The sequence below is a fragment of the Pseudomonas sp. LARHCG127 genome, from assembly GCF_052871455.1.
Window position 1 is genome coordinate 1 of sequence record NZ_JBIXJT010000009.1, and the last position, 24,272, is coordinate 24,272.

At 62.2% G+C, this 24,272-nt stretch carries 18 protein-coding genes; 7 read left to right on the forward strand and 11 right to left on the reverse strand.

The features are described 5' to 3' along the window. Positions 1 to 312 precede the first annotated feature (312 nt). A complete protein-coding gene (locus ACIPQ1_RS16435; protein WP_446534443.1) occupies positions 313 to 1,026 on the reverse strand; it encodes a FadR/GntR family transcriptional regulator in 714 nt (237 codons plus the stop codon). 336 nt (positions 1,027 to 1,362) lie between these two features. Between ACIPQ1_RS16435 and ACIPQ1_RS16440 the strand changes: the two genes are divergently transcribed. Further along, positions 1,363 to 2,709: an MFS transporter gene (locus ACIPQ1_RS16440; RefSeq protein WP_446534444.1), complete on the forward strand. Its 1,347-nt coding sequence runs from the start codon at positions 1,363 to 1,365 to the stop codon at positions 2,707 to 2,709. Between the two features lie 29 nt (positions 2,710 to 2,738). Continuing rightward, positions 2,739 to 4,082 carry a glucarate dehydratase gene (gudD, locus tag ACIPQ1_RS16445; RefSeq protein ID WP_411385085.1) on the forward strand — a complete coding sequence of 448 codons (1,344 nt, stop codon included), beginning with the start codon at positions 2,739 to 2,741 and terminating at the stop codon, positions 4,080 to 4,082. 306 nt (positions 4,083 to 4,388) lie between these two features. Here the strand turns inward: gudD and glgB are convergent, their stop codons facing one another. The 3 genes from glgB to ACIPQ1_RS16460 form a co-directional block, all read right to left on the reverse strand. Then, positions 4,389 to 6,623: a 1,4-alpha-glucan branching protein GlgB gene (gene glgB, locus ACIPQ1_RS16450; protein ID WP_186708576.1), complete on the reverse strand. Its 2,235-nt coding sequence runs from the start codon at positions 6,621 to 6,623 to the stop codon at positions 4,389 to 4,391. A gap of 11 nt (positions 6,624 to 6,634) precedes the next feature. Next, positions 6,635 to 9,979 carry a maltose alpha-D-glucosyltransferase gene (gene treS, locus ACIPQ1_RS16455; protein WP_411385087.1) on the reverse strand — a complete coding sequence of 1,115 codons (3,345 nt, stop codon included), beginning with the start codon at positions 9,977 to 9,979 and terminating at the stop codon, positions 6,635 to 6,637. 223 nt (positions 9,980 to 10,202) lie between these two features. Further along, positions 10,203 to 12,200, reverse strand: a complete 1,998-nt coding sequence (locus ACIPQ1_RS16460; RefSeq protein ID WP_411385088.1) for an alpha-1,4-glucan--maltose-1-phosphate maltosyltransferase — start codon at positions 12,198 to 12,200, stop codon at positions 10,203 to 10,205. A 211-nt stretch (positions 12,201 to 12,411) separates the two neighbouring features. On the opposite strand from ACIPQ1_RS16460, the gene ACIPQ1_RS16465 reads away from it, so the two are divergent. After that, positions 12,412 to 12,576: a hypothetical protein gene (locus ACIPQ1_RS16465; RefSeq protein ID WP_411385089.1), complete on the forward strand. Its 165-nt coding sequence runs from the start codon at positions 12,412 to 12,414 to the stop codon at positions 12,574 to 12,576. Between the two features lie 233 nt (positions 12,577 to 12,809). Here ACIPQ1_RS16465 and ACIPQ1_RS16470 read toward each other — a convergent pair whose 3' ends face one another. Then, on the reverse strand, positions 12,810 to 13,310 hold the full coding sequence (locus ACIPQ1_RS16470) for an MgtC/SapB family protein (protein WP_186708554.1): 501 nt from the start codon (positions 13,308 to 13,310) through the stop codon (positions 12,810 to 12,812). A gap of 135 nt (positions 13,311 to 13,445) precedes the next feature. Here ACIPQ1_RS16470 and ACIPQ1_RS16475 point away from each other — a divergent pair, with 135 nt between their 5' ends. From ACIPQ1_RS16475 to mapR, 3 genes are all read left to right on the forward strand, one after another. Next, positions 13,446 to 13,682, forward strand: a complete 237-nt coding sequence (locus ACIPQ1_RS16475) for a DUF3203 family protein (protein WP_411385090.1) — start codon at positions 13,446 to 13,448, stop codon at positions 13,680 to 13,682. Positions 13,683 to 14,083: 401 nt separating this feature from the next. Next, entirely contained in the window at positions 14,084 to 15,496 is a 1,413-nt protein-coding gene (gene ccoG / locus ACIPQ1_RS16480) for a cytochrome c oxidase accessory protein CcoG (protein WP_250965329.1), read from the forward strand. A gap of 155 nt (positions 15,497 to 15,651) precedes the next feature. Continuing rightward, the gene (mapR, locus tag ACIPQ1_RS16485) at positions 15,652 to 17,061 is read left to right on the forward strand and encodes a GntR family transcriptional regulator MpaR (RefSeq protein ID WP_250965328.1); all 1,410 of its coding nucleotides are present in this window, start codon (positions 15,652 to 15,654) and stop codon (positions 17,059 to 17,061) included. Positions 17,062 to 17,211: 150 nt separating this feature from the next. On the opposite strand, the gene ACIPQ1_RS16490 is transcribed toward mapR, so the two are convergent. Further along, positions 17,212 to 17,958 (reverse strand): SDR family oxidoreductase, encoded by a 747-nt coding sequence (locus tag ACIPQ1_RS16490; RefSeq protein WP_186708540.1) that lies wholly within the window; start codon positions 17,956 to 17,958, stop codon positions 17,212 to 17,214. Positions 17,959 to 18,035: 77 nt separating this feature from the next. Continuing rightward, positions 18,036 to 18,914, reverse strand: a complete 879-nt coding sequence (locus ACIPQ1_RS16495; RefSeq protein ID WP_250965327.1) for a Dyp-type peroxidase — start codon at positions 18,912 to 18,914, stop codon at positions 18,036 to 18,038. A gap of 227 nt (positions 18,915 to 19,141) precedes the next feature. Between ACIPQ1_RS16495 and ampC the strand changes: the two genes are divergently transcribed. Further along, entirely contained in the window at positions 19,142 to 20,290 is a 1,149-nt protein-coding gene (gene ampC, locus ACIPQ1_RS16500; protein WP_446534445.1) for a class C beta-lactamase, read from the forward strand. A 177-nt stretch (positions 20,291 to 20,467) separates the two neighbouring features. On the opposite strand, the gene ACIPQ1_RS16505 is transcribed toward ampC, so the two are convergent. From ACIPQ1_RS16505 to ACIPQ1_RS16520, 4 genes are all read right to left on the reverse strand, one after another. After that, positions 20,468 to 21,016, reverse strand: coding sequence for a DUF4174 domain-containing protein (locus tag ACIPQ1_RS16505; RefSeq protein ID WP_446534446.1), 549 nt, complete (start codon positions 21,014 to 21,016; stop codon positions 20,468 to 20,470). 136 nt (positions 21,017 to 21,152) lie between these two features. After that, the gene (locus ACIPQ1_RS16510; protein WP_446534447.1) at positions 21,153 to 22,511 is read right to left on the reverse strand and encodes an erythromycin esterase family protein; all 1,359 of its coding nucleotides are present in this window, start codon (positions 22,509 to 22,511) and stop codon (positions 21,153 to 21,155) included. 69 nt (positions 22,512 to 22,580) lie between these two features. Continuing rightward, a complete protein-coding gene (locus ACIPQ1_RS16515) occupies positions 22,581 to 23,366 on the reverse strand; it encodes a sulfite exporter TauE/SafE family protein (protein ID WP_186708523.1) in 786 nt (261 codons plus the stop codon). A gap of 106 nt (positions 23,367 to 23,472) precedes the next feature. Further along, a complete protein-coding gene (locus ACIPQ1_RS16520; protein ID WP_250964640.1) occupies positions 23,473 to 24,177 on the reverse strand; it encodes a hypothetical protein in 705 nt (234 codons plus the stop codon). Positions 24,178 to 24,272 lie beyond the last annotated feature (95 nt).

The window sequence follows — 24,272 nt, forward strand, 5'->3', positions numbered from 1 at the left end:
CCGCTGATCCTTTGTGGGAGCGAGCCTGCTCGCGATGGTGGTGGGTCAGTTGAGGGAGATGTCGGCTGGACCGCCGCCTTCGCGAGCAGGCTCGCTCCCACAGTGGTTTTGAGGGGGTCTCAGGTATCGCTGCACCGCTGATCCCTTGTGGGAGCGAGCTTGCTCGCGATGGTGGTGGGTCAGTTGAGGGAGATGTCGGCTGTACCGCCGCCTTCGCGAGCAGGCTCGCTCCCACAGTGGTTTTGAGGGGGCTCAGGTATCGCTGCACCGCTGATCCTTTGTGGGAGCGAGCCTGCTCGCGAAGGCGGTGGGTCAGGCTCCCGCGCCGAATCGGTCACGGCTGTTGGTCAGGTGCAGCCACATGGCGGCGCGGGCGGCGTCCGGGTCCTGGCGCTTGATGGCGTTGAAGATCGCCTCGTGCTCAAGGCTGGCAAACTGCGCCAGCTTGCCCAGATCCGCCTGGCCGCGCTCGGCCACGTTCACACGGGTCCTGGGAATCATCGCGCTGCCCAGGTGCTGCATGATCTCGACAAAACAGGCGTTGTCCGTGGCTTCGGCGATGAGCAGATGGAAACGCCGGTCAGCTTCGACACAGCTGTCGTTGTTGCTGGACAACCGCTGGTAATCCTCCAACGCCTGGCGCATCTGCTGCAGTTGGTGTTCGCTGCGACGCTGGGCCGCCAAGGCGACGGCCTGGGTTTCCAGGCCCAGACGCAGTTCCAGCATCGCCCGCACCCCCGCAGCGGTGTCGACATTCAGCCGCAGCCCCTGCTCGCCAGTTTGCGCCAGCACAAAGGTGCCGATGCCGTGGCGAGTCTCCACCAGCCCCGAGGCCTGCAATTTGGAAATCGCCTCACGGACCACCGTACGACTGACGCCATGGGCCTGCACGATGGCACCTTCCGACGGCAACTTCTCGCCCGGTTTCAACTGCCCCAGCAGGATGCTCTGGCTCAGCTTCGCCACCAGGTCATGGGCCAGGTTGTGGGTGCGCTTGCGCAGGGGCGCTTCGGTATCTTGCGGCATCGCCGGGGTTCCTTGAAAACAGGCTGGCTGATCGTATCACCAGCGGGCGCGGGAAATCTCCTCGGCGAACCCTCAACTTGTATGACAACACTCAAGATCAATCGATTTTCATTGAAATCCGCACTCATTAGATAGTGCTACCGATACCTTCAAAAACCCTGAATAAAATCGACGACTTCGGCAAAAGCCAACAAACACGCAATAAAAACCTTTCCCACCCAATCCAATCATGCTGAAAAACTGCTTGTCATCCAAAAAAATCAAGTTGTATGATGTCTATCAACATCGACACATAGACGATGCCCCGCATAAAAATAACGAGTGGGAGAGAAACCAGTGAACACATCCAGCCCCAAGGCGAATGCCGGAGCGGATCCGGTGCTGCTGTCGGCCATCGCCAAGGTCAAGCGCCATATCCTGCCGCTGTTCGTCATCATGTTTATCGTCAACTACATCGACCGCGTGAACATCGGCTTCGTGCGTGCCCACATGGAGCACGACCTGGGCATCGGTGCGGCGGCCTATGGCTTTGGCGCCGGCCTGTTCTTCATCGGCTATGCGCTGTTCGAAGTGCCGTCCAACATCCTCTTGCAACGAATCGGTGCACGCATCTGGCTGACCCGCATCATGCTCACCTGGGGCCTGGTGGCTGCGGGCATGGCCTTCATCCAGAACGAAACCCATTTCTACATCCTGCGCTTCTTGCTGGGCGTGGCCGAAGCCGGGTTTTTCCCCGGGGTCATCTACTACTTCACTCGCTGGCTGCCCGGCGTCGAGCGCGGCAAAGCCATCGCCATCTTCCTCAGCGGTTCGGCCATTGCCTCGCTGATCTCCGGCCCGCTGTCGGGGCTGCTGCTGCAAATCAATGGCCTGGGCATGCACGGCTGGCAATGGATGTACTTCATCGAAGGGATGTTTTCCGTCTGCCTGTGCGTCTTCGTCTGGTTCTGGCTGGATTCCAAGCCCCACGACGCCAAATGGCTGAGCCGTGAAGAGCAGGATGTGCTGGTCAAGGCCATCGACGATGAACAGCGCGCTCGGGAAGCCGCCTCGCCGATCAAGCTGTCCATCGGCCAGTTGCTCAAGGACCGCCAGATCATCCTGTTTTGCCTGATCTACTTCTTCATCCAATTGACGATCTATGCCGCCACGTTCTGGCTGCCGAGCATCATCAAGAAAATGGGCGAACTGAGCGACATTCAGGTCGGGCTGTTCAACTCGATCCCGTGGCTGCTGTCGATCGTCGGCATGTACGCCTTCGCCTCGCTGTCGGCCAAATGGAAGTTCCAGCAGGCCTGGGTCGCTGCGGCCCTGTTGATCGCCGCGGCGGGGATGTTCATGTCCACCACCGGCGGGCCGATCTTTGCCTTCGTCGCCATCTGCTTCGCGGCCCTGGGCTTCAAGTCGGCGTCGTCGCTGTTCTGGCCGATTCCCCAGGCCTACCTGGACGCCCGCATCGCCGCCGGGGTGATTGCCCTGATCAACTCGGTGGGCAACCTCGGCGGGTTCGTCGCCCCAACCACGTTCGGCCTGCTGGAAGAGCACACCGGCTCGATCCAGGGTGGCCTCTACGGCTTGGCGGCCACCTCGATCATTGCCGCGATCATCGTGTTTGCCGCACGCAACACGCCCAAGCCCAAAGCGGTGACAACGCCGGTCGACCCGGCCACCAGCCACGTCTGATCATTCGATTGTCCAAGGATTAAGTACAAATGAGCCTTCCAGAAACCAGCAAAGCCCCGATCATCACCAGCATGCAGGTCGTACCCGTGGCCGGCCACGACGGCATGCTGCTGAACCTCAGCGGCGCCCACGGTCCGTTCTTCACCCGCAACATCGTCATTCTCAAGGACAACGCCGGTCACACCGGCGTGGGCGAAGTACCCGGCGGCGAGCGCATTCGCCAGACCCTCGAAGACGCCCGTTCGCTGGTGGTCGGCAGCCCTATCGGGACGTACCAGAAGATCCTCAACACCGTGCGCCAAGCCTTTGCCGACCGCGATGCCGGCGGCCGTGGCCTGCAGACCTTCGACCTGCGCATCACTATCCATGCGGTCACTGGCCTGGAAGCGGCCTTGCTGGACCTGCTCGGCCAACACCTGGACGTACCGGTCGCCGCGCTGCTCGGCGAAGGCCAGCAGCGTGATGAAGTGAAGATGCTCGGCTATCTGTTTTACGTCGGCGATCGCCAGCAGACCGACCTGCCCTATCGCAACGAACCGGACGCCGACAACGACTGGTTCCGCGTGCGCCACGAAAAAGCCCTGGACGCCGACGCCGTGGTGCGCCTGGCCGAAGCGGCCCAGGCTCGTTATGGCTTCCAGGACTTCAAGCTCAAGGGCGGCGTGCTCCAAGGCGACGCAGAAATCGAAGCGGTCACGGCCCTGGCCGAGCGCTTTCCACAGGCGCGCATCACCCTGGATCCGAACGGCGCCTGGTCACTCAAGGAGGCGATCCGTTTGTGCCGCGACCAGCACAAAGTGCTGGCCTATGCCGAAGACCCTTGCGGTGCCGAGAACGGCTATTCCGGGCGCGAGGTCATGGCCGAATTCCGCCGCGCCACGGGCCTGAAGACCGCCACCAACATGATCGCCACCGATTGGCGCGAAATGGGTCACGCCATCACCTTGCAGTCCGTGGACATTCCCCTGGCCGACCCGCATTTCTGGACGATGCAGGGCTCCGTGCGCGTGGCGCAGATGTGCAACGAGTGGGGCCTGACCTGGGGTTCCCATTCCAACAACCACTTCGATATTTCCCTGGCGATGTTCACGCATGTAGCCGCCGCGGCACCGGGCGACATCACGGCCATCGACACCCACTGGATCTGGCAGGACGGCCAGCGGTTGACCAAGGCGCCGCTGCAGATCCAGGGCGGTTGCGTGCAAGTGCCGAAAAAACCAGGGTTGGGGATCGAGTTGGACACCGACCAACTGGCCAAGGCCCATGAGCTGTACAAAGGCATGGGCCTGGGTGCGCGGGACGATGCGGTGGCGATGCAGTTCCTGATCCCGGGCTGGACGTTCAACAACAAGCAACCGTGCCTGGTGCGCTGAGTCGACTCTCCCCTGTGGGAGCGGGCTTGCTCGCGAAAGCGGTCTGGCAGTCAACATCGAGGGCGACTATCAGCCCCCTTCGCGAGCAAGCCCGCTCCCACATTTGGATTTAGGGTGGCCTTTTATTTTATGAGCGCCACAAACACCTGTGGCGAGGGAGCTTGCTCCCGCTGGACTGCGTAGCGGCCCCCTTCCGGCGGTTGCTGCGCAACCGAGCGGGAGCAAGCTCCCTCGCCACAGTCATCATCGCCTTCAAGCATCACCCAATCAGTTGCCAGCTCTCCGCTCGGCCTCGGGCATTCAGGCTCAACCCTCCGGCCGCAGGATCAACACCGCCAACGGCGGCAGGTTGAGCTCCAGCGACAAGGCCTGGCCATGGCTGGGCACTTCTTCGGTGGAGGCTCCGCCGCCGTTGCCGTAGTTGGAACCGGCGTAGGTGTCGGCATCGCTGTTGAGCAATTCGACCCAGCGCCCGCCGAACGGCACGCCGACCCGGTAGGCCTCGCGTGGCACCGGGGTGAAGTTGGCGACCACCAGCACCGGCCGGCCATCCTTGCTCCAGCGCAGCCAGGCGTAGACGCTGTTGAGGGCATCGTCACCGATCAGCCATTGGAAACCCTGGGGCGCGTCATCCTGGTCATGCAGCGCCGGTTCTTCGCGGTACAGCCGGTTCAGATCGCTCACCAACTTCTGCACGCCCCGGTGCTCCGGGTATTGCAGCAGGTACCAATCCAGCTGCTGGTCGTGGTTCCACTCGCGCCATTGGCCGAACTCACAGCCCATGAACAACAATTTCTTGCCGGGATGGCCCCACATGAAACTCAGGTAGGCCCTGAGGTTGGCGAACTTCTGCCAGCGGTCACCGGGCATCTTGTCGATCAGCGAGCGTTTGCCATGGACCACTTCGTCGTGGGAAATCGGTAGCACGAAACGCTCGGACCAGGCATACACCAGGCCAAAGCTCAGTTCGTTGTGGTGATGGGCGCGGTACACCGGGTCTTGCTGGATGTAGTGCAGTGAGTCGTGCATCCAGCCCATGTTCCACTTGTAGGCGAAACCCAGGCCGCCCTGCTGGGTGCTCTGGCTGACGCCCGGCCACGCGGTGGACTCTTCGGCGATGACCAAGGCACCGGGGGTTTCCAGCGCCACCACATCGTTGAGGTGCCGCAGGAAATCGATGGCTTCGAGATTTTCCCGCCCGCCGTGACGGTTGGGCACCCACTCACCGGCCTTGCGCGAATAGTCGCGGTACAACATCGAGGCCACGGCATCCACCCGCAGGCCATCGACGTGGAAATGCTTGAGCCAGTGCAACGCCGACGCCAGCATGAAGCCGTGCACTTCGGTGCGGCCCAGGTTGTAGATCAGCGTGTCCCAATCCTGGTGGAAGCCTTCCAGCGGGTTGCCGTATTCGTACAGAGCGGTGCCGTCGAACTGGGCCAGGCCGTGGGTATCGGTGGGGAAATGCGCCGGCACCCAGTCGAGGATGACGCCGATATTGGCCTGGTGGCAGGCGTTGACGAACGCAGCGAAATCGTCCGGCGAACCAAAGCGTGCCGTCGGCGCGAACTGTGACAACGGCTGATAGCCCCAGGAGCCGCCGAACGGGTGCTCCATGATCGGCATCAGCTCGATGTGGGTGAAGCCCAGGTCCTTGACATACGGAATCAACCGCTCGGCCATTTCATGCCAGTTGTATTGCCGGGCCACCTCCCCCGCCTCGTCGATTTCGCACTGCCAGGAGCCAGCGTGCAATTCATAGATCGACAACGGCGCGCCCGGTAGCTGGCGTTCGCGCCGGCTTTGCATCCACTCATCGTCGTGCCATTCGATGTTCAGCGGCGAGGCGACCTTGGAAGCGGTGTCCGGCGGCATCTGCGTGGCCAGCGCCACCGGGTCGGCCTTGAGGGGCAGGATGCCGTGGGCGCCGAGGATTTCATACTTGTAGCCTTCGCCAGCACCGAGCCTCGGGATGAAGATCTCCCACACGCCGGATGGATAACGGATGCGCATCGGATGCCGCCGTCCGTCCCAGACGTTGAAGTCCCCCACCACCGACACCCGTCGCGCGTTCGGTGCCCAGACCGCGAAGCGCACGCCGTCGACGCCATCGACGGTCTTCAACTGCGCCCCCAGGCAGGCGCTGAGATCACGATGGTTACCCTCGGCGAACAGGTAAAGGTCCATCTCCCCCAGCAACGGGCCGAAGCTGTAGGGGTCTTCGGCAACCTGCTCGCCGCCAGCCCAACGGGTGCGCAGCAAGTACGCCTGGGCGCGAGGGAAATGGCCGACGAACAGCCCCGGGGTTTCGGTGACTTGCAGCTCACCCAGTTCTTCGCCGCTGTCCCGGGCCAACACATGTACGCTCAGGGCACCGGGCAGGTAGGCACGGATGAACTGGCCGCCGGCGCCGTCGCCATGGGGCCCAAGGATGGAAAACGGGTCGTGATGTTCGGCACGCACCAGCGCGTCGATGTCATGGGGCGCCGGCAACAAGGACTCCTTGGCCTGCCCCTGGGGTTCTTTATTCGAGACACTCATGATTCTCTCCACTAAATCGGTCCGGCTACGTCGGAAAAGGGTTGCAGCCCCTTCAACAACCCGACCAGGCCGTGCAGCGGCACGGGCAGCCAGGTGGGGCGATTCTCGGCTTCATAGGCCACTTCATAGGCCGCCTTCTCCAGGCCGAACAACGCCAGCGCGGCGTCTTCGCCTTCAGCATCCTTCCACTCATGGGCAAGACTAGCTGCCGCCAGCCGATATGCCTCGACAAATGCCTGGCGAGCCTCTTTCAAATAACGATCGGCGACCCGTTGCCGCGCCGCATCGGCATCGGCCGTGCTGTCGACGGTGTGCAAATGAATCGCCATGGCCGCCGCATAATCGAAGGAACGCAACACGCCACTGACATCCTTGTACGGGCTGTGCTTGCCCCGTCGCTCATGCAATGGCCGCGCCGGCTCACCTTCGAAGTCGATCAGGTAAGCATCGCCCTTGATCACCAGGACTTGGCCCAGGTGCAGGTCGCCATGGACGCGAATGCGCAAGCCACCCGCGGCCTTGCCGGCCAGTTCCTGGACATGGGCCAGGACGGTTTTCTTGTGCTCCAGCAAGCGTGCGACCATGGCCTGGTCGGCGGGGTTCAATTGGCCTTGGTTCTGCTTGAGCAGGCGCAAGGCGTTTTCCACCTGGGCGGCCACGTCCTTGCCGATGGCCTGGGCTTCCTTGACGTTGGTGGTTTGCGGTGCGAAGTCCGGGTCGTCGGTGGCCTGGGCCAATACCTGGTGCATTTCCCCCAGGCGTTGGCCGAGCATGCCGGCGAAATCCTTCAGCTCGCCCAAGGCGTTGTAATGCTGCTCCTGCTCGGACACAGCGTCCGCCAGCTCATCGCGCAAGGCGCGTTCGAGGTTGTTCTGAGTCCATTCCCAGGCGTCGCCCTGGTTGCTCAGGTAGCCTTGGGCGATCATCAGCAACGCATCTTGGCCTTGGGCGTCGCGGCGAATCACCGAGCCCAGCAGCGGTGAAATATTGCTGAAGCCGGCAGCGGTCAGGTAGGCACTCATTTCCAGTTCCGGGTGCACACCCGAGGCGACCTTGCGGATCAGCTTGAGGACGAGGCTGCCCCCCACCACCACCGAACTGTTGGATTGTTCGGCGGACAGGTAGCGCACCTCCGGCTCGTCTCCCAGGTTCAACGCGGCCAGGCCTTCGGTCGGCTCGAAACGCAACTCACCTTCGGCGAACGGCAGCACCGTGGCGGCCTGCATGCTGTGCAGCACCGCGCGCACGAAGCTTTCCAGGCTGAAGGCATCGGTGATCAAGCCCACCTGGCGCACCCGGCGTACCCGGGACAAGGCCAGTTGCTGCGGCAACGCGGCGCCGACCTGGTCCTCGGCAAGCAAGCCGAACGGCAATTGGTAACGCAGGGTCTGGCCGCCACTGGTGACATCGATTTCACTGAGCAACACCGGATGCTGTGGATCGCCGAAGCGCACCCCATAGACAATATCGACCTTCTCGATCGCGCTGTCCTTGCCGGCGAACCAGCGCCGGTTCTGCAACCAGGTCGGCAGGATGGTTTGCTCCAACGTGGTGCGCGATGGCGCTTCGAGCAATTCTTCCAGGCGTTTTTTCAGCACCAACGTGGTGAAGTCCGGCAGGCTCTGGGCCGGCTCCACGTGCCAGCTCGGCATCTGGTTTTCTGCCGCCAGGGCGAACCAATAGAAGCCGTACGGCGCCAGGGTCAACAGAAAGTTCAACTGGCCGATGGGCGGGAAGGCATTACCGCCGAGCATCTCCACCGGGACCATGCCGGCGTAGGCCGACAGGTCCAGCTCGGCGGCTTGGGCGCTGCGGGATACGTTGGCCACGCACAGGATGATTTCGTGCTTGCCGTCGGGCCCAGTGTATTCGCGGGTATAGGCCAGGATTCGACGGTTGCTCGGCGAGAGCATCTTCAGCGTGCCACGGCCGAAGGCCTTGGACTGCTTGCGCACCGCCAGCATGCGCCGGTTCCAGTTGAGCAGCGAGTGCGGGTCGCCGGCCTGGGTCTCGACGTTGACCGACTGGTAGCCGTACAGCGGGTCCATGATCGGCGGCAGCACCAGGCTGGCCGGGTCGGCGCGGGAGAAACCACCGTTGCGGTCGATGGACCACTGCATCGGCGTACGCACCCCATCGCGGTCGCCCAGGTAGATGTTGTCGCCCATGCCGATTTCATCGCCGTAGTACAACGTCGGCGTACCGGGCATCGACAGCAGCAAGCTGTTGAGCAGCTCGACGCGACGACGATCGCGCTCCAGCAGCGGCGCCAGGCGCCGGCGAATGCCCAGGTTGATACGCGCCCGACGGTCGGCCGCATAGTAATTCCACAGGTAGTCGCGTTCCTTGTCGGTGACCATTTCCAGGGTCAGCTCATCGTGGTTGCGCAGGAAAATTGCCCACTGGCAATTGGCCGGAATCTCCGGGGTCTGGCGCAAAATGTCGGTGATCGGGAAACGATCTTCCTGGGCCAGGGCCATGTACATGCGTGGCATCAGCGGGAAATGGAAAGCCATGTGGCATTCATCACCGTTCAGCCCTTGGGCGTCGACATCGCCAAAGTACAACTGGGTGTCTTCCGGCCATTGGTTGGCCTCGGCCAGCAACATGCGGTCGGGGTAGTTGGCGTCGATCTCGGCGCGGATCAGCTTCAGGACGTCATGAGTCTCGGGCAGGTTTTCGTTATTGGTGCCGTCGCGCTCGATCAGATACGGGATGGCATCCAGGCGCAGGCCGTCGATGCCCATGTCCAGCCAGTAGCGCATCACCGACAACACGGCCTTGATGACCTGCGGGTTGTCGAAATTGAGGTCGGGTTGGTGGGAGTAGAAACGGTGCCAGAAGTACTGGCCCGCCACCGGGTCCCAGGTCCAGTTGGACTTCTCGGTGTCGAGGAAGATGATGCGCGTGCCGTCGTACTTGTGGTCGTCATCGGACCAGACGTAGAAGTCCCGCGCCTTCGAACCTTTCTTGGCTTTGCGCGCGCGCTGGAACCAGGGGTGTTGGTCGGAGGTGTGGTTGATGACCAACTCGGTGATCACCCGCAGGTTGCGCTTGTGGGCTTCGGCAATGAACCGCCGGGCATCGGCCATTGTGCCGTAGTCGGGGCTGACGCCGCGGTATTCGGCGATGTCATAACCGTCGTCGCGCCGGGGGGAAGGATAGAACGGCAGCAGCCAGATGGTGTTGACGCCCAAGTCGGCGATGTAGTCGAGTTTTTCGATCAGGCCGGGAAAGTCGCCGATCCCGTCGTTATTGGAGTCGTAATAGGATTTAACGTGAACCTGATAAATCACCGCATCCTTGTACCAGAGCGGATCCTTGATAAAGGTGGCAGACCGGGGTTTCTTCGCCATGTGCAACTCCTGATAATTCATTAAAGCCGCGGGATACAGGCTTGTGGGGTCTTGTTATGCGGCGAGGCCTTGTTCTGTGATGAGGTCTATGTGGCGGGGGGGGGGTGGGCCCCGGGGGGGGGAGCGGGCCCCCCCCCCCCCCCCCTACACACCCCGCCTGCCCCCCCGCGGCGCGTGCCCCCCCCCCCCCGCCACAACAGTCCTCACTCGACATCGCGCGGCATCACGCCACGCTGATCCGCCAAATCCCGAACGGCTGGTACGCCGGGTCGATCCGCATGAACTGGTACTTGCCGTACCAGGTCCAGCGGTGTCCGTTCATCAGGTCCTCGCCCTGGGTCTGGGCGTCGTCGGGCAGGCCCATTTCCCACAGCGGCAATTCGAAATTGGCTTCCTGCGGGTTGTGCGGGTCGAGGCTCACCGCCACCAGGATGAAATTGCTGCCATCGGCCGTGCGCTTGCCGAAATAGAGAATGTTGTCGTTCCAGGCGTTGTAGATCCTCAGGCCCAGATGGGTATGCAGCGCCGGGTTCTGCCGACGAATGCGGTTGAGCTGGGCGATCTCGGCAATGATGTTGCCCGGGGCGGTGAAGTCCCGGGGACGGATCTCATACTTCTCCGAGTCGAGGTATTCCTCCTTGCCCGGTACCGGGGCCGACTCGCACAGTTCGAAGCCCGAATACATGCCCCACAGGCCTGAGCCCATGGTCGCCAGCGCCGCGCGGATCAAGAAACCCGGGCGCCCCGACTCATGGAGAAAGGCCGGGTTGATGTCTGGCGTATTCACGAAGAAATTCGGTCGGTAGCACTCGCGTAACGGCGACTCGTTGAGCTCGCTCAAATAGGTCGCCAGTTCGGCCTTGGTATTGCGCCAGGTGAAATAGGTGTAGCTCTGGGAATACCCGACCTTGCCCAGCCGCGCCATCATCGCCGGCGTGGTGAACGCTTCAGCCAGGAAGATCACTTCAGGGTATTGGGCCCGGACATCGGCGATCAGCCATTGCCAGAACGGCAGAGGCTTGGTGTGCGGGTTGTCGACCCGGAAAATCTTCACGCCTTCCTCGACCCAGCCCACCACAATGTCCCGCAGTTCTTCCCACAGGCTGGGGATCGCATCGGCCGCGTAGAAATCGACGTTGACGATGTCCTGGTATTTCTTCGGCGGGTTTTCCGCATATTTGATCGTGCCGTCCGGCCGCCAGCTGAACCAGCCGGGATGCTGCTTGAGCCAGGGGTGGTCCTGGGAACACTGGATGGCGAAGTCGAGGGCGATCTCAAGGCCGTGCTCAGCGGCCGCCGCCACCAGGCGCCGGAAGTCCTCGCGGCTGCCCAATTGCGGGTGGATGGCCTCGTGCCCGCCCTCCTCGCTGCCGATGGCATAGGGGCTGCCTGGATCGTCGGGGCCGGCGGTGAGGGAATTGTTCGGGCCTTTGCGGAAACTGCGGCCGATGGGGTGGATTGGCGGGAAATACAGCACATCGAAGCCCATGTCCTGGATCACCGCCAAGCGTGAATGCACGTCGTTGAAGGTGCCGTGGCGCTGGGGATCGTCGGTGATCGAGCGGGGAAACAGTTCATACCAACTGGCAAACTCGGCCAGTTTTCGCTCCACATCCAACGGGTATTCGGGGCTGATGCTCAAGTAGGGTCGATGATCGGCCAGGGACATCAGGTCGGCACTGCGTGGAGCCAGGAACAGCGCCACCTGTTCGTTCGGCAACAGGCCGGAGAGTTCGTGGTGCAAGGCCGCCAGTTGCTCGCTCAGTTCACCGCTGCTGCGCTCGGCCGCCATGTGCACGTGATTGCGCCCCTCCTGCAATTCCAGGCTGATGGGCACCCCGGCAGCGAACTTCTTCTCCAGCTCGTAGCGAAAACTGGCGAACTGGTCGATCCAGGCCTCAATGCAGAACACATAGCGGCCTTGCTCCGGCACGGTGAACTGGCCGCGCCAGCCGTTATTGCCCAGGTCGCTCATGACCTCGCTGTTCCATACGTCATCCTGAAGCGAGCGCCAGCGAATGCGCACCGCCAGCTTGTCGTGACCGTCGGCGAACACTTTGCTGGTCACCGTCACGTCCTGCCCAGCCACGGCCTTGGCGGCGAATTGCCCGCCGTCGATCACCGGCATGGTGTTTTCAATCGCGATACGCGGCAACAACAAGGCCTGAGACAACGGCAAATGCGGGTTGTAGGCCAGGTCAGACGGGTGTTCGGCAGTCATCGAGCATCGCTCCTTTTACGCCCCATGGACGCGCTTGTGGCGGTAAAGGCCCAACGGGTCCCTGAAAAAACTCACTTAAACTCCGAACCGGAACGACGGCTAAAAGTTCAGCGGGATTTGCCCCGGGATGCATCCGGGATCAAACCCGGCGCTGGGTGGTCAACAACCATAAGCACGACTCAAGCCATGTGCGTTACGGAGACCCGTCCCGATGAATATTCCCATCCCGGCCGAAACACCCGATCCGAACATCGACGACCCCAACTTGCCCCCGCCCAGCCCTGATCCCGAGCCGATTCCCGAGAAAGACCCGCCGCTGGACCCGCAGCCGCCCAAGGGTGACCCGCCCAGCGAGAAGCCGCCGGAGCGGGTTTGATTCAAGCGTAGTAATAAAGGAACTGGATGACGAAAAAACCTGTGGGAGCGGGGGGGGGGGGGGGGGGGGGGGGGGGGGGGGGGGGGGGGTGGTGGGGGGGGGGGGGGGGGGGGGGGGGGCCCCGCGGCCCCCTCTCAAATACACAAAAGCTCCCCCCCCACCCCCCCCCCCCCCCCCCCCCCCCCCCCGCTCCCACAGGGTTTTGTGTGTGTGTGTTCAGGCTGGTTCTCGTGTCACAGCTTGTCGTCCTTCTCCAGCGCCCGGACGATCATCGGCATCACACTGAAGATCGCCAGGGCCAGCACTGTGCTGAGGACTGCCGTGGCTTCCCGCCCCAGCCCAGCCGCAACGCCGATGGCGGCTGTCATCCAGAGGCCGGCCGCCGTGGTCAGGCCCTTGACGTGACTTTCGTCGCCGTCGTTGTTTTTCAGGATGGTGCCAGCACCGAGAAAACCGATGCCGGCGACCACACCCTGAATCACCCGGCTCATGGCATCGGCCTGGGACCCGGACATCTGCGGCACCAGGACGAACAACGCCGCCCCCAGAGCCACGAGCATGTGGGTCCGCACACCGGCCGCCTTGCCCTTGTGTTCGCGCTCGAAACCCAGGATGCCGCCCAGCAGCGCGGCCATGACCAGCCGCACCGTGACCCGGGTCATCTGCTGGGCATCGGTGATGTCGGCGAATTCCGCCTGCAGGGTTATCCAGACTTCATGCCACCAGGCGTTCATTGACAGTCCTCTTTTGCGTTGGATAAACGATGGACCGCAAGCGAAGCCAGAGGTGCAGCCGACCGCTGATCAGGCGCGACGAACCCTGGCTTGGCCGAGGGACCTAACATTCATGATCCCAGAAGGAGCAACGCCATGACTGTCCGTATCGATGACAACCAGACCTGCCATTTCGAAACCCCCAACGGCACCGAACAGCGCCCCGCCAGCGAGCTGACCATCATCACCGACCCGGACAAAGCCATGTCGGTCGTGGAACTCAATGGCGACCGGGTCTACATCACCGAGGCTGAAGCCGATGCCCTGACCGTGGCCGGTGCGGTCGATGAGCGCAAGCACCTCAAGGCCACGGACAGCGGCTCGGCGATCTGAGCCCACCTGCCAGAGCAATAAAATCCCAGTGCTCAGAGCAATGTATCCCTTGTGGCGAGGGAGCTTGCTCCCGCTGGGCTCTGTAGGAGCTGGCGAAGCCTGCGATCTTTTGATCTTTCGCTCTCGACTCAATTGTCAGTGGAAAGATCGCAGCCTCGTTGCACTCGACAGCACCTACAACCCAGCGGGAGCAAGCTCCCTTGCCACAAAGTGTTGAACGCCCAACCGTCGGTGCGTCAGCCAAAAGGCGTTGTTTGTCCATCCATGGGTGCATCAAAGTGTCGCAGCGCCTGGGTTTCGCGGCATCTGATCCGGTTTTTATCGAAACACCTGAGTCTGTTATGCAAACAGTTCCATGGTCATAGTGCGCCGGCCAGATAGAGGCTGATGAGCGACCGACCATGAGCGATAGAATCCCCGTCCAGTTGATACAGACGTTCGAACCTGCGCCAACCAAGATCAAGGCCAGGACCACCGACGCCCTGATCCACACCCGCAGCTTCACCGGCTTGTTCCGCACCTTGCGCATCAGCGGTGCGGGGATTCTGTTCCTGCTGTTCTTCGGCACGGTGTGGTTGAACTGGGGCGGCCGCCAGGCAGTGCTCTGGGACCTTTCCGAAAGCAAATTCCATATCTTCGGCGCGACCTTCTGGCCCCAGGATTTCATCCTGCTGTCGGCGCTGTTGATCATCGCTGCCTTCGGCCTGTTCGCGATCACCGTGTTTGCCGGTCGCGTGTGGTGCGGCTACACCTGCCCACAGAGCTCCTGGACCTGGCTGTTCATGTGGTGCGAGAAAATCACCGAAGGCGAACGCAACCAGCGGATCAAACTGCAAGCGGCGCCGTGGGGCCTGAACAAACTGTTGCGCCGTAGCGCCAAGCACACCTTGTGGCTGGCCATCAGCCTGCTCACCGGCCTGACGTTCGTGGGCTACTTCACGCCGATCCGCCCCTTGGCCGAGGAACTGCTGACCCTGCAAATGGCGGGCGTGAGCTTGTTCTGGGTGCTGTTCTTTACTGCCGCCACCTACCTCAACGCCGGTTGGCTGCGTGAGGCGGTGTGCATGCACATGTGCCCTTATGCACGCTTTCAGAGCGTGATGTTCGACAAGGACACCTTGACCATTTCCTACGACACGGCCCGCGGCGAAATCCGCGGCCCGCGCAAACGCGAGGTGAATCCGGCCAATATTGGCCTGGGCGATTGCATCGACTGCCAGATGTGCGTGCAGGTCTGCCCCACCGGCATCGACATCCGCGACGGCTTGCAGATGGAATGCATTGGCTGCGCGGCCTGCATCGATGCCTGCGACTCGATCATGGACAAGATGGGTTACGCCCGTGGCCTGATCAAATACACCTCCGAACATCAATTGCAGGGGGGCAAGACTCACCTGCTGCGCCCGCGACTGATCGGCTATACCGCCGTGCTCCTGGTGATGATCGGCGCGCTGGCCGTGGCGCTGGTGCAACGGCCCATGGTGTCGCTGGACGTCAGCAAGGACCGCGGCCTGTTCCGCGAAAACAGCGCCGGCCAGATCGAGAATATCTACAGCCTGAAAATCATCAACAAGACCCAGCAGCGCCAGGCCTATCAGCTGTCCCTGGTGGACGGCGACGGCTTCGTCCTGCAGGGCAAGACCCGGTTGAGCCTGGCCCCGGGGGAAATCGTCGATGTCCCGGTGTCGGTGGCGATGCTCAGCGAACGGCCCGGCAAAGGTTCCCTGGAAATGACCTTCAAGGTCGCCGACAGTGACGAGCCCGACAACTACAGCGTGGCCAAGAGCCGTTTTGTCGCACCGATGAATCGGTGAAGCTTTAAGATGCAGGGTAACTGTGGGAGCGAGCTTGCTCCGGGCGGCGTTCCGACGATAGCAGTGGGTCAGTTTGCATCAATGTTGGATATGCCACCGCGATCGCGAGCAAGCTCGCTCCCACAGTCAAGTTCACAAATGTCACTGGGCCCACCATGAAACGCTACGAGAAATTCGCCGACGACATCGCTGAACTGATCCGCTCGGGCATGCTGGGGCCGGGCCAGCGCGTGCCGTCGGTGCGCTACGCCAGCCAGACCTACGGCGTCAGCCCGTCCACGGTGTTCCAGGCCTATTACCTGTTGGAGCGACGCGGCATGATCCGGGCCCGGCCGCGCTCCGGCTACTTCGTCAACACCCATGCACCGAGCCCGTTTTCCGAGCCGGCGATCAGCAGCCAAGTGCACGAGTCCACCGAAGTCGACGTCAGCGAGCTGGTGTTTTCAGTCCTGGATTCGATCAAGGACCCGAACACCGTACCGTTCGGCTCGGCATTCCCCAGCCCGACGCTGTTCCCGTTGCAACGGCTGTCCCGCTCGCTGTCCAGTGCAACACGGGACATGGACCCGCGGGTGGTGGTCACGGACATGTCACCGGGCAATCCGCAACTGCGTCGCCAGATCGCCCTGCGCTACATGGTTGGCGGGCTGATGCTGCCCATGGAAGAACTGCTGGTCACCAACGGTGCCCTGGAAGCCTTGAACCTGTGCCTCCAAGCCGTGACCGAGCCCGGCGACCTGGTGGCGATCGAGGCGCCGGCATTTTATGCCAGCCTGCAGGTACTGGAACGGCTCAAGCTCAAGGCGGTGGAGATTCCGGTCCACCCGCGCGACGGCATCGACCTGGACGTGCTGGAGCAGACGCTGGAGCGTCACCCGATCAAGGCCTGCTGGTGCATGACCAGTTTTCAGAACCCCATGGGCGCGACCATGCCCGAGGAACGGAAACAGGCGCTGGTGGCGTTGCTGCGTCGCCATCAGGTGCCGCTGATCGAGGACGACGTCTACGCCGAACTTTATTACGGCCAGCAGGCGCCCAAGCCCGCCAAGGCGTTCGACACTGAAGGATGGGTGATGCATTGCGGTTCGTTCGCCAAGAGCCTGGCCCCGGGTTATCGCATCGGCTGGGTCGCCGCCGGGCGCTACGCGCAGAAGATCGAACGGCTCAAGCTCATGACCTCGCTGTGCGCCTCGATGCCGGCCCAGGCCGCCATTGCCGACTACCTGCAACACGGTGGCTACGACCGTCACCTGCGCAAACTGCGCTACGCCCTGGAAGAACAGCAAAACGCGATGCTTGCCGCCATCGCCCGCTATTTCCCGGCCCAGACCCGGGTCAGCCAGCCCGCGGGCGGCTACTTCCTGTGGCTGGAGCTGCCCGAGCAGATGGATTCGCTGAAACTGTTCCAGATGGCTCTGGCCCAAGGCATCAGCATTGCCCCGGGCCCGATCTTTTCACCGACCCGGCGCTTCAGGAATTGCATCCGCTTGAACTATGGCAGCCCGTGGACCGAAGCCTCGGAAAAGGCCATGGAGACGTTGGGGCGGATTATCCGGTCGTTTTGATAGTGGGGTGTCTGTTATTGCCCCATCGCGAGCAGGCTCGCTCCCACATGAGATCTGCTGAGTTCCTGAGATATTCGTCTCTACGCAAATCCACTGTGGGAGCGAGCCTGCTCGCGATGGCGGCAGAACAGGCGACCCGCACTCCAGGACTCAGCGCCCGCCCCCCAGATCCACAAACGTCCCGGTCGCATACGAAGCCTTGTCCGACAGCAGCCAGATAATCGCCTCGGCCACTTCATCCGGACGCCCGCCACGGGCCATGGGAATCGCCGACTCCAGTTTGCTGACCCGGTCCGGGTCGCCGCTCAGGGCGTGGAAATCGGTATAGATATAGCCGGGACGCACCGCATTGACGCGAATGCCTTCGCCGGCCACTTCCTTGGACAGGCCGACGGTGAAGGTGTCCAGCGCGCCCTTGGAGGCCGCGTAGTCGACGTATTCTCCCGGCGAGCCCAGGCGGGCGGCCACCGACGAGACGTTGACGATGCTGCCGCCCTGCCCGCCATGTTTGGGCGACATGCGCAGCACCGCGTGCTTGGCGCACAGGATCGGCCCCAGCACGTTGGTCTTCAGTATCTTGAGGATGCGGAATTCGGACATTTCATCGAGTCGGGACTTATGGGCAACCGTACCGGCGTTATTCACCAGGGCGGTGACACGTCCCAGTTCGGCATCCACCCGATTGAACAGGCCGATGACTTCATCTTCAATGCTCACGTCGGCCCGCACGGCAATTGCCTGTGCGCCCTTGGCCCGAACCTGTTCGAGCACCTCTTGCGCGGCACTTTCATCAGACTGGTAATTGATGCAGATCCGATAGCCCGCTTCGGCAGCCAACAGCGCCGTGGCCGCCCCAATTCCGCGGCCGCCACCGGTGATGACGATGACTTTATCCACGCTTGCTTCTCCCTTCCACGGATAGACGTGCGGCCCAAGAATAGCGTTCGCGTCACGCTTTGCACATACCGCTGCGTCTACCGGGCCAGGGCGCGCAGATCCAGGCGTCCTTCCAACAGCGGCGGGCACCAGTAATAGCCGCCGGTGATCGGGCGGCTCATGCGATACAGACCGTCGGTAATGCCATCTTCCAGGCCACTCATGCGCCGCAATTGCGCCTCGAAGGCGTCAAGGGAGAAACCGAACGCCAGGAACATCAGCCCGGCACGGTCGCCTTCGATCCAAGGCATGGAACGCCGGACCACGAAGGCCTCCGGGGCGAAGCTCTCCTGGGCGGTGCGCTTGACGTGGGCCGATTCCGGCGCGTCGTCGAGTTCTTCGTTGTCGCTCAGGCGCCGGCCCATGATGTTGTCGCGCTCATGGGGCTGCATCGCCGCGAAACCGTCCAGGTCGTGCTGCCACTGCTGGATCGCGGCGAAACTGCCTCCGCGCAGCCCATCGGCACCCGGGGCCAGGGCGGCGGCGACGGCCGCTTCGTCGTGGGGGTTTTCGGTGCCGTCTTCATAGCCGGTCAAGTCGTGGCCGGTCATGTGGCGGAAGGTTTCGTTCATCTGCACCAGGCGCAGTGCCGGGGCCAGCACCGCTTCGATGGCGCGACTGCGGTGCATCAGCTCGCCGCGGTCTTCACCGTGCAACCAGCACCACAGGGCATGCTGGGTCGAGGGGTTGTCCACGCCGACGCCGGCCAACGCAGGAAAAGCCCGCAGGCCATCGACCTCGGCGCCTAGCGCCTGGACCAGCGATTCGCCGAAGCCAACCACGGCCCGGCCATCGAGCAGCAACAGGAGCTTGTCTAGCGCAGCCGGCAGTGCCTCGACCGATTCCAAGGCAAAAAACAAATGACGGGCCTGAGGCGGAACAGGGGTGGCGAGAATGCCGGGCTGGTAGTAACTCATGTGAACTCCTTTAGAAAGAGCGCAAGTTTACCCGGCAGCCGCCGCTTTGTGTGGTTTGGCTTGAAGCCTGACCGCGTCGGGCAACCGGCGATTTTGTGGGAAGGTTCCCCCCGCCCTATCGGAAGACTCAGAAACATGCCTCAGCCTTGATAGCCTCGGATTGCCGGACAGCCAAAAACGCCCTAGATTGACCACCCCTCAAGGAAGGTCAACGAGAGCGCTGCACCATGCACATTGCCAGATCGATACTCGCCGGGACTCTTCTCCTGGCCTGCGGGACGTCCACAGGCTTTGCCCAGGAGCCCATTGAAGACACGGTCAATGCCGTCATCCAGCCGCTGATGAAACAACAGGACATCGCCGGCATGGCCGTGGCGATCACCTACAACGGCCAACGGCATTATTTCAACTACGGCGTGGCCGCCAAGGACACGAAAAAGCCGGTCACCGACCAGACCCTTTTCGAAATCGGCTCGGTCAGCAAGACCTTCACCGCCACCCTCGGCGCCTATGCCCAGGCCCGGGGCAAACTGTCCCTGACGGATCCGGCCAGTCGCTTTGCCCCTGAGCTGCGCGACAGCGCCCTGGAGGGCAGCCGCCTGCTCGATCTCGTTACCTACACCGCCGGTGGCCTGCCCTTGCAGTTTCCCGACGAGGCGGACCATCCGGACCGGATGTTCAGTTATTACACGACCTGGAAGCCGCTCTACCCGGCCGGCACCCAGCGACTTTATTCAAACCCGAGCATCGGTCTGTTCGGTTATCTGGCGGCCCGCAGCCTGGGGCAACCTTTTGACGAAGTGATGGAGCGCACGCTGATGCCAGGGTTGGGCCTCCAGCACAGCTATGTCCGGGTACCGCAGGATCAGATGGACCGATACGCCCAAGGCTATGCAAAAGACGGCAAGCCCGTGCGGGTCGGCCCTGGCGCCCTGGACGCCGAGGCTTACGGGGTGAAAACCAGCTCGTCGGACCTGCTTCGTTTCATCGAGGCCAACCTGCGACCTGAAAAACTGGACGCGGATCTGAAGCAGGCCATCGCCACGACCCATACCGGTTTCTACAGGGTGGGCGGGATGAACCAGGGACTGGGCTGGGAGTTCTACCCCGCGCCGTTCAGCTTGGATGACCTGCTCGCCGGCAACACACCGCAGATGGCCCTGACGCCTCAAAAAGTCGAACCTTTGAACCCACCCCTTCCAGCGCCGGACGGCGCCTGGATCAACAAGACCGGCTCCACCAACGGTTTTGGCGCGTACGCGGCGTTCGTGCCTGGCAAGGACATGGGCATCGTCATGCTTGCCAACAAGAACTACCCGATCGAGGAGCGGGTGAAGGCGGCGCATCGGATCCTGATGGCGTTGGAACACCAATAACTCATGACGCCTCGGGGTGATGAGTTTCTCTGTGGCGAGGGAGCTTGCTCCCGCTGGGTCGCGCAGCGGCCCCAAACCAGTCATTCGATAATCCATTGAAAAAAAGCAAAGGGCTGCTGCGCAGCCCAGCGGGAGCAAGCTCCCTCGCCACAAAAGCGGCCTCGGCGCTAGCGGGAGTCAATCCTCCAATGGCTTCGGCGCCGCCGCCGGCTTGGCGGCCTTGCCAGGCTTGGTGCCTTTCGCATCCTTGACCGGTGCAGGCTCGGGGGCGGGAGGGGGCGCTGGTGGCGTTGCTTCTTTTTCCGCGGCGGGGAGCTTATCGACGGTGTCGAAGAGGTCCTTCAATTCAATCGCGCCGGAATGCTCGAGTTTCTTTTCCCCGTCCTTGCCCACCAGGATGATCTTGGTCTGGGCACCGGCGCCCAGCTTGAGGGAGCGAATCAGTGCCATGGTGCTTTGCGGGTCCAGGTCCTTGCCATCGCGCTGGCCGATGGTATTGAGCACGGTGTAGAGCACCATGTTGCGCTCGGAAAAACCCTGCTTGCCCGCCGGTTCATCCAAGGCCTTTTTCAGGTTGATCCAGGCCGGATCGACCGTGCTGGGCGCAATGACGATCAGGGAACGTGACTTGCCGACTTCCGCCACCAGAGGGGAGTCGCCATCGGCAGCGAACAGGGGGCCGGCGATGGCCAGCAAGGTAGCGAAGGTCAACGACCGAATGAGCATGCGCCTCTCCTTTTGATAGTTACGCTGTACTGATTGCACAGGGCGGCGATTGTTCCGCGAGCGTCGCCCGATACTGCGCCTGCCTGCCTTGAAGCTTAGGCGAGCACGTTCATTGCGCAACCGCCCTGCACAGCGTTCAGAGGCCAAACGGGAACGTATCCTCCTCGTGCTCCAGGACCTGCGGCGCCGGCAATGGCGTAACGGCTTCGCTCTGTTCGAACCAGAGCCAGGCGTCGAACTGTTCCGCCAGCACCGCTTCGAAATAATGGCTCTGACGCTCGGTTTCAGGGCGGTAGATCACACCAATCGCGCGTTCGAGCAGGGGTTCGGACAGCGCGTCCAGGAGTGCCTCGTCAGGATGGGTGCGCCATTGCGTCAACGAGGCATGAACTCCGGCCTGGAGGAATTGGTGCTCCCAACTGCCGTGCAGCGCTGGCCGAACCTGTTTGATCTTCATCGGCGCATCCCAGTCGTCCGCCGCCGCGACACTGCCACGGTCGGTGCCCATGCCCAGCAACACCGCGCTGCGGCCATAAGCCATGCGGCATAGCTGACCAATATTAAACTCCCCTTCCCAGCCCATGCGTGTCGCGGCGGCATTGCCGATGTGGGAGTTATGCGCCCAGACCAACGCCTTCGCATCAGTGCCCCGATGCTCCAACAAGGTTTGAAGGGTGTCGAACATGTGCCGGTCCCGCAGGTTCCACGATGACTTGCCGCCGCGGTACATGGCCCGGTAGTACTGTTCGGCGGAGCGCACGACCCGGGCGTTCTGGGTGGCGCTGAAGAAGGCCTCATCATCACTGATCATCGGATCCAGGCGTTTGGCCAACAAGCTGTTGAGCTGCTCGACCACGGCGTCTTCACACGTCGCCAGGTTGCCGCGCTCGGTGAAATGACCATACAGCGCCGGGTCGTCGTGCCAGGGCGTGAGGCAGCCATAACGGTGACGGGCATCACGGGCCATGTCCGGATGGCTGGTATCCAGGTAGTTCAGCACCTCATCGATGGAGTGACGCAGGCTGTAGACGTCCAAGCCGCGAAACTCCACCCTCTGCCCCATGGGCTGCTCCAGATTGTAATCGCGCAACCAACGGACGAAGCCTTGGACTTCGCAATTGCGCCACATCCAGGTTGGGAATCGGGCGAATGCCTGCTGCTTCCACGCCGACGGCCCCAAGTCGCGTACACAGCGGTCGATTTGCCCGGCATCGGGCCAGTCCGCTTCGACGGCAACGATATTGAAACCGTGGCGCTCTATCAGGTGTCGGGTAATGGCGGCACGGGTCCGATAGAACTCATGGGTGCCGTGGCTGGCCTCGCCAATCAACACGACCTTGGCATCAGCGAAGCGATCGAACATCTCACCAAAGGCCGGGCTGTCCTCGGCAGGCAATGGCTCGGCGTGGTGACGCAGGATATCGGCAATGTCGGTGCGAGGCTCGGCGCCACGCCGGCGTAGTCGTTGCAGCAGATCTCTGGCTGGGCTGTTCATGGGTCTTGGCCTCATCAGTACCTGGTTTACAGGTATGACTGTGGCTATGGACCCATGACTCCGATCAAATCAGAACGCGAGTTTGAAGCCGATCATCGCCAGCATCACCGCCAGGCAAGGCCGTAGGACCTCATCGGAGATGCGTCCCGACAAATGGCTGCCCAGGTAGATCCCCGGCAACGAACCGATCAGCAGGAAACCCAGGATATGCCAATCCATGTTGCCCATGCTCGCATGGCCCAGGCCAGCCACCAGGGTCAGCGGCACGGCGTGGGCGATCTCGGTGCCCACCAGGCGCTTGGTGACCAGGAACGGATAAAGAATGAACAGCGCCACAGTGCCAAGGGCACCAGCACCGATGGAGGTCAACGCGACCATCGTGCCCAGCACGAGGCCGGTGATGACCGTCAGCACATTGAGTCGTGAACCGGAGGGGTTGTAATGACCGCCGGCACGATCATGGGCGAATTGCAGCAGGCGCTTCTTGAACAGGATCGCCAGGGCGGTGGCGAACAACACAAAGCCCAAGGCTTGTTTGATCACCGCGTTCATAGCGTCGGGCGAGCTGTGCAGGCTGCTGAGAAACCACAGCGTCAAGCCGACCGCCGGCACGCTGCCCAGGGTCAACCAGCCGGTGATTGCCCAATCGATATTGCGGTTTTTTGCGTGAACCAGGACTCCGCCAGACTTGGTAATGGCCGCGTACAGCAGGTCGGTGCCCACCGCTGTCGCGGGGTTGATACCAAACCACAACAGGATCGGGGTCATCAGTGAACCACCGCCAACGCCGGTCATTCCAACGATGAAGCCGACCACCAGGCCCGCAACGACTAAACCGACATTACCGAAATCCATTGAACCCGTCTCGACACGACCGCGTGAAAAATCTGGCCGCGAGCATAGCGATTTTTCTTATAACCCCCTATATCGATGTGATCTATCTTTATTCCTTTTTCTCAGCTCACTGGACAGGCAGGAAGTTGAGGAACAGCAGGCTCTGGGCGTAATTCAAGCCGATGCGCCGGTAACGCTCATCGAGCATCTGGGTCAGCAGGTCCAATCGGGCGACGATTTTGCCGAACTCCACGGCGAAACTCAGGTTGCTGCCCTCCTCCGAAATCTCGTTGGAAAACAGCAACGGCGTGCCGTCCTTGTTCTGCCGCTGACTGAGCAGCCAAGTGGCTTTTTCGATGTTGCGCGCCGCATTGCTGACAAAACGCGGGTCGATGGTATCGGTCATGTAGAACTCGAGGCGATTGCCGTGAGCCGTGACCAACATGCTGCCGATGGCATAGATGAACGCCCCGACCCGATCACCGAGAAATTCCGGGCTCATGGCATAGCTGAGGGCGGCCAAGTCCTTCTTGCCCCCCAACGTCGGCAAGGGTTGTTGCTGCTCGATGGCCATGCGCACCTGTTTTTCCGCGGTGCGGGCGTCGAGAAAGCCGGACTTGCGCAGTTCCTCGGGGTTGCGCAGGTACAGCTTGCTCATCAGCAGGTAAAGGCTTTGCAAATTGTCGTGCATCGACAACGTCGCCATGCGGTCGACGCTGGTCTGCAAGAACTCCTGGGGCCTGGCTTCGCTGAACTGCGTGACCATGTCCTGCCCCTGTTGATGGCTGCAGCCGCCGCTGAACAGCATCGACACACCAACCAATCCGGCCATGCAGGCCTGGCGCAACCTCGTCACAGAAGAAAAAACACCGGCCATCGAGTCTCAATCTAGGCATGGGGAAGCGATGGGGGTCGCCGCTTCCAGGC

Bases quoted from the DNA above. Each gene is read 5' to 3' on its own strand.
- ACIPQ1_RS16435 (WP_446534443.1), bottom strand. From the start codon at position 1,026: ATGCCGCAAGATACCGAAGCGCCCCTGCGCAAGCGCACCCACAACCTG.
- gudD (WP_411385085.1), top strand. From the start codon at position 2,739: ATGAGCCTTCCAGAAACCAGCAAAGCCCCGATCATCACCAGCATGCAG.
- glgB (WP_186708576.1), bottom strand. From the start codon at position 6,623: ATGAGTGTCTCGAATAAAGAACCCCAGGGGCAGGCCAAGGAGTCCTTG.
- treS (WP_411385087.1), bottom strand. From the start codon at position 9,979: ATGGCGAAGAAACCCCGGTCTGCCACCTTTATCAAGGATCCGCTCTGG.
- ACIPQ1_RS16460 (WP_411385088.1), bottom strand. From the start codon at position 12,200: ATGACTGCCGAACACCCGTCTGACCTGGCCTACAACCCGCATTTGCCG.
- ACIPQ1_RS16465 (WP_411385089.1), top strand. From the start codon at position 12,412: ATGAATATTCCCATCCCGGCCGAAACACCCGATCCGAACATCGACGAC.
- ACIPQ1_RS16470 (WP_186708554.1), bottom strand. From the start codon at position 13,310: ATGAACGCCTGGTGGCATGAAGTCTGGATAACCCTGCAGGCGGAATTC.
- ACIPQ1_RS16475 (WP_411385090.1), top strand. From the start codon at position 13,446: ATGACTGTCCGTATCGATGACAACCAGACCTGCCATTTCGAAACCCCC.
- ccoG (WP_250965329.1), top strand. From the start codon at position 14,084: ATGAGCGATAGAATCCCCGTCCAGTTGATACAGACGTTCGAACCTGCG.
- mapR (WP_250965328.1), top strand. From the start codon at position 15,652: ATGAAACGCTACGAGAAATTCGCCGACGACATCGCTGAACTGATCCGC.
- ACIPQ1_RS16495 (WP_250965327.1), bottom strand. From the start codon at position 18,914: ATGAGTTACTACCAGCCCGGCATTCTCGCCACCCCTGTTCCGCCTCAG.
- ampC (WP_446534445.1), top strand. From the start codon at position 19,142: ATGCACATTGCCAGATCGATACTCGCCGGGACTCTTCTCCTGGCCTGC.
- ACIPQ1_RS16505 (WP_446534446.1), bottom strand. From the start codon at position 21,016: ATGCTCATTCGGTCGTTGACCTTCGCTACCTTGCTGGCCATCGCCGGC.
- ACIPQ1_RS16510 (WP_446534447.1), bottom strand. From the start codon at position 22,511: ATGAACAGCCCAGCCAGAGATCTGCTGCAACGACTACGCCGGCGTGGC.
- ACIPQ1_RS16515 (WP_186708523.1), bottom strand. From the start codon at position 23,366: ATGGATTTCGGTAATGTCGGTTTAGTCGTTGCGGGCCTGGTGGTCGGC.
- ACIPQ1_RS16520 (WP_250964640.1), bottom strand. From the start codon at position 24,177: ATGGCCGGATTGGTTGGTGTGTCGATGCTGTTCAGCGGCGGCTGCAGC.